Source organism: Geothrix sp. 21YS21S-2 (assembly GCF_030846775.1).
Lineage (GTDB): Bacteria > Acidobacteriota > Holophagae > Holophagales > Holophagaceae > Mesoterricola.
Genome location: NZ_CP132910.1, coordinates 333,976 through 345,885, shown reverse-complemented (window position 1 = coordinate 345,885; position 11,910 = coordinate 333,976). Strand labels below are relative to the sequence as shown.

The 11,910-nt window shown below is 68.5% G+C and carries 13 protein-coding genes; 9 read left to right on the top strand and 4 right to left on the bottom strand.

Annotation, left to right across the window (positions count from 1 at the left end; translation table 11 throughout):
* Positions 1-166: 166 nt before the first annotated feature.
* The 8 genes from RAH40_RS01595 to RAH40_RS01560 all read left to right on the top strand — a co-directional run bounded on the left by RAH40_RS01595 (position 167) and on the right by RAH40_RS01560 (position 8,240).
* On the top strand, positions 167-436 hold the full coding sequence (locus RAH40_RS01595) for a TM1266 family iron-only hydrogenase system putative regulator (RefSeq protein ID WP_373432558.1): 270 nt from the start codon (positions 167-169) through the stop codon (positions 434-436).
* Positions 436-1,857 (top strand): [FeFe] hydrogenase H-cluster radical SAM maturase HydG, encoded by a 1,422-nt coding sequence (gene hydG / locus RAH40_RS01590; RefSeq protein ID WP_306600298.1) that lies wholly within the window; start codon positions 436-438, stop codon positions 1,855-1,857. Before RAH40_RS01595 ends, hydG begins: the two co-directional genes overlap by 1 nt.
* A gap of 314 nt (positions 1,858-2,171) precedes the next feature.
* On the top strand, positions 2,172-2,543 hold the full coding sequence (locus RAH40_RS01585) for a response regulator transcription factor (RefSeq protein WP_306600297.1): 372 nt from the start codon (positions 2,172-2,174) through the stop codon (positions 2,541-2,543).
* A gap of 10 nt (positions 2,544-2,553) precedes the next feature.
* Positions 2,554-3,075 (top strand): NAD(P)H-dependent oxidoreductase subunit E, encoded by a 522-nt coding sequence (locus tag RAH40_RS01580; protein ID WP_306600296.1) that lies wholly within the window; start codon positions 2,554-2,556, stop codon positions 3,073-3,075.
* The gene (locus RAH40_RS01575; RefSeq protein WP_306600295.1) at positions 3,072-4,247 is read left to right on the top strand and encodes an NADH-quinone oxidoreductase subunit F; all 1,176 of its coding nucleotides are present in this window, start codon (positions 3,072-3,074) and stop codon (positions 4,245-4,247) included. The genes RAH40_RS01580 and RAH40_RS01575 overlap by 4 nt, the downstream gene beginning before the upstream one ends.
* A gap of 18 nt (positions 4,248-4,265) precedes the next feature.
* Positions 4,266-6,188 carry an NADH-dependent [FeFe] hydrogenase, group A6 gene (locus RAH40_RS01570; RefSeq protein WP_306600294.1) on the top strand — a complete coding sequence of 641 codons (1,923 nt, stop codon included), beginning with the start codon at positions 4,266-4,268 and terminating at the stop codon, positions 6,186-6,188.
* A gap of 13 nt (positions 6,189-6,201) precedes the next feature.
* On the top strand, positions 6,202-7,518 hold the full coding sequence (locus tag RAH40_RS01565) for a GAF domain-containing sensor histidine kinase (RefSeq protein ID WP_306600293.1): 1,317 nt from the start codon (positions 6,202-6,204) through the stop codon (positions 7,516-7,518).
* Between the two features lie 332 nt (positions 7,519-7,850).
* Positions 7,851-8,240 carry a DUF2914 domain-containing protein gene (locus RAH40_RS01560; protein WP_306600292.1) on the top strand — a complete coding sequence of 130 codons (390 nt, stop codon included), beginning with the start codon at positions 7,851-7,853 and terminating at the stop codon, positions 8,238-8,240.
* Here the strand turns inward: RAH40_RS01560 and RAH40_RS01555 are convergent.
* On the bottom strand, positions 8,233-8,658 hold the full coding sequence (locus RAH40_RS01555; protein WP_306600291.1) for a hypothetical protein: 426 nt from the start codon (positions 8,656-8,658) through the stop codon (positions 8,233-8,235). The two genes, RAH40_RS01560 and RAH40_RS01555, sit on opposite strands and share 8 nt — an antisense overlap.
* Before the next feature lie 107 nt (positions 8,659-8,765).
* On the opposite strand from RAH40_RS01555, the gene RAH40_RS01550 reads away from it, so the two are divergent.
* Entirely contained in the window at positions 8,766-9,602 is an 837-nt protein-coding gene (locus tag RAH40_RS01550) for a DMT family transporter (protein WP_306600290.1), read from the top strand.
* Here RAH40_RS01550 and dusB read toward each other — a convergent pair whose 3' ends face one another.
* Genes dusB through RAH40_RS01535 form a run of 3 tightly spaced genes read right to left on the bottom strand, consistent with a single transcriptional unit; the run spans position 9,603 to position 11,908 of the window.
* Entirely contained in the window at positions 9,603-10,595 is a 993-nt protein-coding gene (gene dusB, locus RAH40_RS01545; RefSeq protein ID WP_306600289.1) for a tRNA dihydrouridine synthase DusB, read from the bottom strand. It abuts the gene before it with no gap.
* Positions 10,592-10,966 (bottom strand): 5-carboxymethyl-2-hydroxymuconate Delta-isomerase, encoded by a 375-nt coding sequence (locus RAH40_RS01540; RefSeq protein ID WP_306600288.1) that lies wholly within the window; start codon positions 10,964-10,966, stop codon positions 10,592-10,594. The genes dusB and RAH40_RS01540 overlap by 4 nt, the downstream gene beginning before the upstream one ends.
* A 3-nt stretch (positions 10,967-10,969) precedes the next feature.
* Complete coding sequence (locus tag RAH40_RS01535) at positions 10,970-11,908, bottom strand: hypothetical protein (RefSeq protein WP_306600287.1); 939 nt, start codon at positions 11,906-11,908, stop codon at positions 10,970-10,972.
* Between the last annotated feature and the right edge of the window lie 2 nt (positions 11,909-11,910).

The following is an 11,910-nucleotide window of genomic DNA, read 5'->3' as shown; positions in this document are numbered from 1 at the left end:
CCTATCTCTGGAGTGTCGGGCAGCGGGATCCGTTCCGTTGCCGGTCACACCCTCCACCCCACCCCCGACCGCAAGGCCAACCCCGAGCGGAAGGACACGCGGGACTCCGCACGTCCATCCCGTCGAGACGCCTGGGCCGGGCCCGCCAGAAAGGGCCGGCATGAGCATGACGAAGCGCCTCGGGGTCGTGGGAATCGTCGTCGAGGACCTCGCCTCGGCGCCGGAGGTCAACGCCATCCTCCATGATTCGGCCTCCCTCATCGTGGGGCGCATGGGGATCCCCTACCGGGAGCGCGGCGTGTCCATCGTCTCCCTCATCGTCGACGGCACGACCGACGAGCTCAGCGCCCTCACCGGGCGCCTGGGGCGCGTTCCCGGCATCGCCGTCAAGACCGCCCTGGCCCGGGAGGTCCCCGCTTCAAGCAAGGAGTCCTGATGTCCTACGATCCCCGTTCCTCCGATCCCAACGACTTCATCGACCATGGGGAGATCGAGTCCACCCTGGAAGGCGCCGTCCTGCAGGCCCGGGACCCCAAGGCCGTCCGCGCCATCCTGGACCGCGCCGCCACCTTCGGCGGCCTCACCCACCGGGAGGCCGCCGTCCTCCTGAACGTGGAGGACCCCGCCATCCTGGGCGAGGTCTTCACCCTGGCCCGGCACATCAAGGAGCACATCTACGGCCGGCGCATCGTGATGTTCGCGCCCCTCTACCTCTCCGACTTCTGCGTGAACCAGTGCAGCTACTGCGGCTACAACCACGACAACCCCATGCCGCGGCGCAGGCTGGGCCAGGCGGAGCTGGCCGAGGAGATCCGGGTGCTGGAGGGCCTCGGCCACAAGCGCCTGGCCCTGGAGGTGGGCGAGGACCCGGTGAACTGCCCCCTGGACTACGTGCTGGAGTGCATCGCGACCATCTATTCCCTCAAGTTCAAGAACGGCGCCATCCGCCGGGTGAACGTGAACATCGCGGCCACCACGGAGGACGACTACCGCCGGCTCAAGGACGCGGGCATCGGCACCTACATCCTCTTCCAGGAGACCTACCACAAGCCCACCTACCTGGCCGTGCACAAGGGCCCCAAGCGGAACTACGAGTGGCACACCGGCGCCCACGACCGCGCCATGAGGGCCGGTATCGACGACGTGGGCCTCGGCGTCCTCTACGGGCTCTTCGACTGGAAGTACGAGACGGTGGGCATGCTCATGCACGCCGAGCACCTGGAGGCGGCCCTGGGCGTGGGTCCCCACACCCTCTCCGTGCCCCGCATCCGCGCGGCGTCCGGCGTGTCCGCCTGCGACTTCCCCCACCTGGTCTCGGACGAGGACTTCAAGAAGGTCGTGGCCGTGCTCCGCCTGGCCACCCCCTACGCCGGCATGATCCTCTCCACCCGCGAGCCCATGGGCTACCGGGAGGAAGTGATCGCCCTGGGCATCTCCCAGGTGAGCGCCGGGTCCTGCACCGGGGTGGGCGGCTACGCCCAGACCCCCAAGCTGGGCTTCGAGGACGCCGTCCCCCAGTTCGAGCCCGCCGACCATCGCAGCCCCACCGAGGTGCTGAAGGACCTCCTGCGCGACGGCTACGTCCCCAGCTACTGCACCGCCTGCTACCGGGAAGGCAGGACCGGGGACCGCTTCATGAAGCTGGCCAAGACCGGCCAGATCGCCAACGTCTGCCAGCCCAACGCCCTGCTGACGCTCATGGAATACATCGAGGACTACGGCGACCCGGAACTAAGGGAGCTCGGAGAGCACAGGATCAAGGAGGAGCTGGCCACGATCCCCAACCCGAAGGCCCGGGAGGCCGCCAGCAACTACCTGGAAAGGATCCGGGCCGGAGAAAGGGACCTGCGGTTCTGATATAGGTCGTTTTTTCTCAGCGGTCCTCCGCGAGCCCTCAGCGCCTCCGCGTTTGATTGTTTTCTTAAAGATTCTCAATGCTGGTGTAAATCCAAGCAAATAGAATACTTAAAGAAACAATCAAACGCGGAGGCGCTGCGGGCTCGCGGAGGATCGCGGAAAGGGGAAATGGGAATAAACTCGACTAATTTCATCTGATATTCGGTTTTTTTGTCCGGGATCCAGTTATTTCTCCCCTCATGGCTGAACCCGACCTAGACTTGGGTGCATCCGATCCCCATACAACTCAATCCGATTCCCACCGGAGAACAGCCATGGCCAAGATCCTCATCGTCGACGACGATCCAGACATCGTGGAAGCGAGCACGCTCTTCCTGGAAAGGGCCGGGCACACCCTTTCCAGCGCCTACAACCGCAGGGACGGCATGAAGGCGGTGGAGGTTTTCGGACCCGATCTCCTCATTCTCGACGTGATGATGGAGCAGCCCGACGACGGCTTCGCCATGGCGCAGGAGCTGCGGCGCCAGGGGTGGAAGCGGCCCATCCTCATGCTCACGTCCGTGGCTTCCGCCTCCGGGCTCGCCTTCGGGCGGGACGACGAGATGGTGCCGGTGGACGACTTCCAGGCCAAGCCCGTGGAACCCGCGGAGCTGGTCCGGAAGGTCGCCGCCCTTCTGGAAAGGTAGGAGGCAACCCATGCTGATGACCGAACGCGACCGTCTCGCTGAGGAGATCCGGTCCCTGGCCGCCAGGCTGGGGCAGGACCGCACCTCCCTCATTCCCATCCTCCTTGAAGTGAAGCGCAAGTACCACACCATCGACAGCTATGCGATGCAGGTCATCGCCGACCTCCTGGGCATCCACCCCGTGGAGGTCAACAGCGTGGTGTCCTTCTACGCCTTCCTGGGCGACCACCGCCAGGGCAAGTTCGTCATCCGCCTGTGCCGGACGATCTCCTGCGACATGCAGGGCAAGAGCCGGGTGAAGCGCCAGCTGGAGAACGACCTGGGCATCGGCTTCGGGGAGACCACCCCCGACGGCAAGTTCACCCTGGAATACGCCAACTGCATGGGCATGTGCGACCAGGGCCCGGCCATGCTCGTCAACGACCGGATCTACACCCGCGTCACGCCCGAAAAGGTCCACGAGATCCTGGAGGAGTGCCGCCGGGTCTTCGGCGTCCACGCCGCCGAAACGAAGGAGGTGGTGTTCAAATGAGCTCCCTGCCCACCTACACCGAACAGATCCCCGAGGCCGGCCTGAAGGCCGCCCTCGCCAAGGACCGCCCCCAGATCATCAGCGACATCAGCGCCTCCGGCCTCAAGGGCCGCGGGGGCGCGGGCTTCCCCACCGGCGTGAAGTGGAACTTCGCCGCGGCCGCCCAGTCCGACAAGAAGTTCGTCATCTGCAACGCCGACGAGGGAGAGCCCGGAACCTTCAAGGACCGCGTGATCCTGCAGGAGCACGCGGACCTGGTCTTCGAGGGCATGACCATCGCCGGCAAGGCCATCGGCGCCCACGAGGGCATCCTGTTCCTCAGGGGCGAGTACACCTACCTGAGGGGCCACCTGGAGGCGGTCCTGGCGGGCCGCCGGGACCGCAACCTCCTGGGCAAGGGCATCCTCGGGTCGAACCTCGACTTCGACATCCGCATCTTCATGGGTGCCGGAGCCTACATCTGCGGCGAGGAGACCGCCCTCATCGAGGCCCTGGAGGGCTTCCGGGGCGAGCCCCGCAACCGGCCCCCCTTCCCCGTCAACACCGGATTCCTGGGCCGGCCCTCCATCGTGAACAACGTGGAGACCCTGGCCTGGGCCGCGTGCATCCTGGGCCAGGGCCCCGAGTGGTTCCGCCGGCACGGCACGGAGAAGTCCACCGGGCGCAAGATCTTCAGCGTCTCGGGCGACTGCGAGCGGCCCGGTGTCTACGAGTTCCCCATGGGCCTCACCGTGGCCGAACTGCTGCGCGAGGTGGGCGGGGAGGACGCCAAGGCCGCCCAGATCGGCGGGGCCGCCGGGCAGTGCGTGCCCGCCAAGGACTTCGGGCGCTCCATCGCCTTCGAGGACATCCCCACCGGCGGCTCGATCATCGTCCTGGGTCCGCAGCGGGACATGCTGGACGTCCTCCACAACTTCCTGGAGTTCTTCGTGGACGAGTCGTGCGGCCAGTGCGCGCCGTGCCGCCTGGGCAACACCAAGCTCCTCGAGGGCCTGGAGATGCTCCGCAAAGGCACCTGCAGCATGGCCTATCTCAAGGAGCTGTGCTCCCTGGGGGAGACCATGCAGGTCGCCTCCAAGTGCGGCCTCGGCCAGAGCAGTCCCAACGCCTTCCTCTCCGTCGTGGCGAACTTCCGCGAGGAGCTGATGGGCCGAATCCCAACCCACGCCTGACCTGTTACGAGGTTGCCCATGTCCACCGAACTCCCAGAGACCCCCAAGCGGGCGCCCTCGAGCCAGCTGGGGCAGAACCTCGCCGTGGCCGAGAACACCTCGGCCATCGGCGGCACCGTCAGCATCTCCATCGACGGCCAGGCCCTGAAGGTGCCCCTGGGCACCACCATCCTCGACGCCGCCAAGCGCATCGGCATCAAGATCCCCACCCTCTGCAACCACCCGGACCTCTGCGTGGCGGGCGTCTGCCGCATCTGCTCCGTCGAGGTCGAAGGCCAGCGGACCCTCCAGGCCGCCTGCGCCTACCCCGTCACCTCGCCCATCAAGGTGTTCACCCACACCCGCAAGGTGCGCATGGCCCGGCGGCACATCGTCGACCTGATGCTCAGCGAGCACTACGGCCACTGCTACGCCTGCGGCCGGAACAACAACTGCGAGCTCCAGACGCTGGCCAAGGAGTACGGCGTCGACTACTTCCGCTTCGGCCACCCCGAGAAGCCGGTCCACGCCATCGACCATTCCAGCTACTCCGTGGTGCGCGACAACAACAAGTGCGTGCTGTGCCGGCGCTGCGTGCGCACCTGCATCGACGTGCAGGACGTGGGCACCATCGAGGTGCTGGGCCGGGGCCGCACCAGCCACGTCTCCACCTTCCTGGAAAAGCCCCTGGGCAGCGTGGTGTGCATCAACTGCGGCCAGTGCATCAACCGCTGCCCCACGGGCGCCCTGCGCGCCAACGATCCCACCGACGAGGTGTGGGAGGCCATCCACGACCCGAAAAAGCACGTGGTCATCCAGACGGCCCCCAGCCCCCGCGCCGCCATCGGCGAGTGCTTCGGCCAGCCCGCGGGCAAGGCGCTGACCTTCGAGCTGAACACCGCCCTGCGCATGTGCGGCTTCGACCAGGTGTTCGACACCAACTTCAGCGCCGACCTCACCATCATGGAGGAGGGCACCGAGCTCCTGCTCCGCCTCAAGAAGGCCCTGGTGGACGGCGAGCCCGCGGCCTTCCCCCAGTTCACCAGCTGCTCCCCGGGCTGGGTGAAGTACCTCGAGCACTTCTATCCGGAGTACATCCCCAACCTCAGCACCGCCAAGAGCCCCCAGCAGATGTTCGGCGCGGTCATCAAGACCTACTACGCCGAAAAGCAGGGCATCGACCCCAAGGACATCGTCACCGTGGCCCTCATGCCGTGCTCGGCCAAGAAGTTCGAATGCAACCGGCCCGAGATGGACGACTCCGGCTTCAAGGACGTGGACTACGGCCTGACCACCCGCGAGCTGGCCAAGATGATCAGCGAGACCGGCCTGGACCTGCCCCGCCTGCCCAAGTCGGACTTCGACGCGCCCTTCGGCACGGCCACGGGATCGGGGGTCATCTTCGGCGCCACGGGAGGCGTCATGGAGGCCGCGCTGCGCACCGTCATCGAGCTGGTGGTGGGCGTCAAGGTGGAGGACCTCTTCGAGCACGCGGACATCAAGCCCGTGCGCGGCTTCGAGGGCGTCAAGTACGTCGAGCTCGCCATCCCCAAGGTGGGTCCGGTGCCGGCCATGCTGGCCCCCCTCTTCCCAAGCTGGGACTTCCTCAAGGGCGCCACCCTCAAGGTGGCCGTGGCCCACGGCACCGCCAACGCCAAGGCGGTCATGGAGGACATCAAGCAAGGCGGCCAGTTCAGCCAATGCCACTTCATCGAGTTCATGGGGTGCCCCGGCGGGTGCCTCGGCGGGGGCGGCCAGCCCATCCCCACCTCCCCGGAGATCCGGAAGGCCCGGGCCCAGGCCATCTACGCCGAGGATGCCGCCTACGCGGTGCGAAAGTCCCACGAGAATCCCGATGTGCTGAAGATCTACGCCGAGTACCTCACCGAAGGCCCCTGCGGGCACAGGAGCCACAAGCTCCTCCATACCCACTACACTGAGCGTGGACGCTACATCGAGTAGTCCCAGGGGCAAAATGGCCGAGGTCCATCCCATCCTGCACTTCCTCGCCCCCACCGGGGCGGGGGCGGTGCGCGCCTTCGACGCGCAGGAGCAGGAGGTCCTGGACCACGTGAACCGCGAGATCGCCGGGGAGTCCTCCCTCGACGACATCCTGGACTTCCTCTTCCAGGGCATCCGGGAGCTGTACCCCTGCGACCGCATCGGCCTCGCCTTCATCGAGGACGAGGGCCGCCGCATCGTGGCCCACCGCAGCAGGGCGAACTACGAGCCCATCCTCCTCAAGGAGGGCTATGCCGAGGACCTGGCGGGGAGCTCCCTGCGCCGGGTGCTGGACTCCAACTGCGCCCGGGTCATCTACGACCTCCCGCGCTACCTGGCCGACCACCCCCGCAGCGGCTCCACCCGGATCCTCGTGAAGGAGGGGGTGCGCAGTTCCCTCACCTGCCCCCTCACGGTGAAGGACCGGGCCATCGGCGTAATCTTCCTGAGTTCCCGGGAGACGCGCGCCTATACGCCCTACCACGTCCAGCTGTGGATGGCCCTGGCCGAACGGCTCTCCCAGGCCGTGGAGAAGACCTGGCGCATCGAGCAGCTCACCGCCGCCAACCAGGCCTACACCGAGGTGCTCGCCTTCGTCAGCCACGAGCTGAAGAACCCCATCGCCAGCATGATCACCGACGCGCGGGTCCTGGCCGACGGCTACCTGGGGCCCCTCGAGGCGCGCCAGACCCAGAAGCTGGAGCGCCTCATCTCGAAGGGCAGCTACCTCCTCGACCTCATCGGCGAATACCTGGACCTGGCGCGCATGGAGGGCGGCAACCTGGCCCTCCACCCCATCGCCGCGGCCTTCGAGGCCGAGGTGGTGGAGCCCTCCATGGAGCTCGCCCTGGGCCAGGCCAAGGCCAAGGGCATGACCCTGGAGCGGCGCCTCCCCCCGGACCTGCCGCCCGTGCAGTGCGATCCCGGGCTCCTGCGCATCGTCCTGGCGAACCTGCTGGGCAATGCCGTGAAGTACGGCCGGGAGGGCGGCGCCGTCCGCCTCACGGTGGAGTCCGGACCGGCGGGCCTCAAGGTCGCCGTGTGGAACGAAGGCCCGGGGTTCAGGGCCGAGGACCGGCCCAAGCTCTTCCGGAAGTTCAGCCGCCTCCAGTCCCCGGAACTGAGGGCCCAGAAGGGCACCGGCGTCGGGCTCTACACGGCCTGGCGCATCGTACACCTGCATGGGGGCCGCATGGATGCGGTGAGCCAGGCCGGAGCCTGGGCGGAGTTCAGCTTCGAGGTGCCCCAGCCGCTGCCGGAGGTTGGCGATAAGGGGATGGGGAACCCCTGAGGCCTGGTGCAGCATCCGGCAAAGTCATTGGAATAGGATTCCGAGAAGGCCAGGGCGTTCGAAGTTCGGCAGCAGAAGCCGATGATCTGCTGTGAGAGCGGGTCCTGGATAGGCATGGCGTGCCTCCAAAACCCCCAGGAGTCGACACTCCGCCACCGGGTTCGAACGGGGAATTGGATGTTCGGGAAAAGGCAGGATGAAGACTGGCCACCTCCTTGTGGAACCTGGATACCGCTTTCGAACCCTGACCTGCCGGACCCTGCACCAGGACCCCGAGGTCTTCCCCAGCCTGCCGAAATGACTATAATCCAATACCGACAGGAGGAAAAAACATGCGCACAACCCTGCTCCGCACCCTTGGATGGGCGGCCTTCGCAGCCACCGCGGTCCTGGCCGCGGATCCCTCGGCCGAACTCAAGGTCGGCCTCGGAATCGACAAGATGGAGATCGCGGAAGCCTCGGACACGTTCAAGGTGGCCCCGGACACCAAGCTCTACGCCTGGACGAAGGTCACCGGCCTGGAGGGCGCGACCGTGACCCTCAGCTTCCAGAAGGACGGCAAGGCCGTGTTCCAGAAGGATCTGGAGGTGCCCCGCAGCCCCTACCGCACCCACGCCTTCCGCACCTTCCGCGCCGGCGACGGCGGGAGCTGGACCGTCAAGGCCCTGGACAAGGACGGCAAGGAGCTGGGGACCGCCGCCTTCACCGTCGAGGTCAAGTGACCGGCCGCAGCTCCAGGAGGACCCCCGGGGCCGGGGACTCGGGCTTGTAGTAGGCGAGGCGGCCCGGAACGCAGCACAGGATCGCGCCGTGCTCGCTCATGCACACCAGGTTCAGCGCGTCGCGCAACGGCATCGCCTTGCCGTCGGCCTTCAGTCCGTAGGCGATGACGTGGCAACCGTCCCCGGCGCCCAGGCCCCGCAGGAGCTTCTCCAGTTCGAGGGGAAAGTCCTGGGGCCCAGGCACCTCCCGGGCGAGTTCCGGGATCACGGGCAGGCCGTGGCCCAGCCGGTCCAGGACTTCCTGGCGCCGCCTGGGGTTGGCCAGGAACTGGATGAACCGGGCCCTCTTGGCAGGGAGGATGAAGGCCCGGGCGAAGGCTTCCTCGGGACCCACGGGGGGACGTTTGTGGCTTTCCATGACCCTGCCCTTCCGGAGTTCGCGGGGACCGCTTCAGACGAGCCTAGCACTTGGGGGCCGATCCCCGGTTTGGGATTCCCGGGCCGTGGTGGAACAATCCAGGTGAGATGCCCCCCCGCGCGCTCCCCCTCACCCTCCTGGCCATGGCCGCCTTCGCCGCGAATTCCCTGCTCTGCAGGGCCGCCCTGACGCACACCGCCACCGACCCGGCCACGTTCACCGCCCTGCGCCTTCTTTCCGGGGCCGCCGCCACCTGGGCCATCGCGCGCAGGGGCAAGGGAAAGGGCGGCAGCTGGCCTTCGGCCATCGCGCTCTTCGTCTACGCCGCCGGGTTCTCCTTCGCCTACGTGGCCCTGCAGGCGGGCCTGGGCGCCTTCCTCCTCTTCACCGCGGTCCAGGCCACGATGGTCCTGGCCGGCCTCCTGCGCGGGGAGCGGCTCGGCCCGCCCCAGTGGGCCGGGCTGGCCCTGGCCCTGGGCGGCCTCTTCGGCCTCCTCGCGCCCGGCAGGACCGCCCCGCCCCTTCCCGCGGCCCTGCTCATGCTGGCCGCGGGCGTGGCCTGGGGAGTCTACTCCCTTCGCGGCCGGGAGGCCGGCGATCCGGGCCGGGCCACCGCCGGCAACTTCCTGCGCGCCGTGCCGCTGGCCCTGGCGCTGAGCCTCATCCTGCTCCCCTGGTCAAGGGTCGACGCCGCCGGCGCAGGCTATGCCGTGGCCTCCGGCGCTCTCGGCTCCGGCCTGGGCTACGCCGTGTGGTACGCCGCCATGCGGGGCCTCCGCACCACCACCGCCTCGGCGGTGCAGCTCAGCGTGCCCGTCCTGGCGGCCCTGGCCGGGGTGGCGATCCTGGGCGAGCCGGTGACGGCGAGGCTCCTGGGCGGCAGCGCCGCCATCCTGGGCGGCCTCGCCTTGATCCTCCTGAAGGCCGGGAACCGCCGCCGTTGATCAGGCCTCCGGCGCGGCCCGGTAGTGCTTGAGCTTCTCCAGCTCCCCGATGATCGTCGTGTGGTCGTGGCACTCCTGGAGGCCCTGGCGGAAGTGGACGCCGCCGGGGAGGCCCTTGGTGAACCAGGACCCGATCTTCTTCATCTTGTGCAGGGCCTCCCGCGGCTCCAGGAGGTCCAGGAGCAGGCCGAAGAAGGAGATGCAGAGGTCGATGCGCTCGGCCTCGGTGACCTCCAGGCCGGGCTCCATCACCTGGCGGAAGATCCAGGGATTCGTGAGGGCCGCGCGGCCGATCATGACGCCGTGGCAGCCGGTCTCGGCGGCCATGCGCAGGGCGTCGGCGGGGGTGTTCACGTCGCCGTTGCCGATGATGGGGAAGCCGACGCCGGCCTCCACGGCCCGGGCGATGAGGGACCAGTCGGCGTGCCCTTCGTACTGCTGGGCCCGGGTGCGGGGATGGATGGCCAGGGCCTTCACGCCCACCGCGTCGAACATGCGGAGGAAGTCCAGGTACTCGGCCTTCTCCTTCTGGCTGTGGTCCCAGCCGGCGCGCATCTTCACGGTGACGGGCAGGTCCACGGCCTTGACCATGGCGGTCACGCAGGCCTCCGCGAGGCGGATGTCCCTGAGGAGCGCCGACCCGGCGCCGCCCTTGGTGACATTGCTGGCGGGGCAGCCCATGTTCAGGTCGATGATGTCCGCGCCGGCGTCCCGGGCCATGCGCGCCGCGTCGGCCAGATGCTCGGGGACGCTCCCGGCCAGCTGCATGGCGAAGGGATGCTCGCCCTCGGCGGCCATCATGCGCTCGGCCTTGCGGGCATGGCGGATCAGCGCCTCGCTGCTGATCATCTCGGAGACGGTGAGGCCCACGCCGCCCACGCCCCGGATCATGCGCCGGAAGGGCTGGTCCGTGATCTCGTGGAGGGGCGCCATCACCAGCGGGGGCTGGACCCGGATGGGGCCGATGCTGAAGGAGGAATCGGGGAACGTCACGGTGCCTTTACGCTCGAGGCCTTGAAGTAGCCGTCCCTGCGCATGTCCCGCACCTCGACGGTGAGATCGGCCTGCTGCGTCTCCAGGGTCCGGGCGAAGTGGACCTTGAGGAGATCGAGGGCGCCGTTGCCCACCTTGGCGAGGACGGCCGGGTCCCGGCCCTCCAGCACGAGGATGGTGAGGTGGACGAAGGCCAGGTCCCGGCCGCCGCCGGCCATGCGGAACTCCTCGCAACGGTAGGCGCGGCTCTTGATGTCCTTGAGGTTGAAGGGGCACTCCTCGGAGAGGAACTGGTGGAGCTGCTCCCAGAAGGCCTGGAAATCAGGCTGTTCGGCGATGGTTGAGGTGTATTCGAGGGTCGTGTGGGGCATGGCTCACTTTCCGGAAGCCTGGGCTTCCAGGTCCATGATGACAGCCTCGACGGCCGAGTCGTTCCTCCAGAACAGGGCCGTGAGCCTGAGGAACCACCCGATGAGCCAGGCGTTGGCCAGGACGGCCAGGGCCTGGAGGCCCAGGAGGGACACCACCCGCAGGGGCGTGCCCCCCCCCAGGCGCCAGCCCAGGAGGAGCACCAGGAACGGCAGGCCGGCCCGGACCACCACCCCGCCGGCCACCAGGGCCGTCCACTGGACGGGATGGCTCCAGAGCCGCAGGAAGCTCGCGCGGAGGTGGCGTCCCAGGGCCCGGGAGCCGCCCAGGTTCCAGCCGGGGGCGCCGGCCCGGCCCAGGCGGCAGAGCCAGGCCTGGAGGAATAACACCGAGACGAGCGAGAGCCGGAGCAGGACCCCGCCCACCCAGTTCAGCCAGCCGAGGCCCTGGATGCCCGTGCCCGCCAGGGACGAGAGGATCCAGAGAAGGGCGGTGCCCAGGACCGCCAGCGGCAGGGCCGCGAGCAGGAGGGCGTCGGCGAAGCCCCAGAGCCAGGCGCCGAGCCTCGCGGGAACGCCCGCGGCCCGGGCCTGGACCTTCCAGCCCGCCCAGAGGAACCACACCATGGCCCCCAGGGCCGCCAGCGGGGCCCAGGGCCCGGTCCAGTGGTCCTTGAGGCCGCCGTTGGCCCCCAGGTCCCAGAGATCCCGCACGGTGACCAGCTCGCCCCAGTAGGAAGGCAGGGCGCTCCACCCGGCGAGGGCCTTGAGGTGGACGGCCCAGAGGGTGCTGGTGAGCCCATGGAAGCAGAGCCAGCCCCCCAGGAGCTGGAGTCCCCAGCGGCCGCCGCCCCCGGCCAGGGCGGCGCGGAGGAAGGACCACGGACCCCGGGGGGCTGGAGTTTCCTGTTCGGGCGCTGTCAGGTGGGAGGCTTCGTCAAGCATGG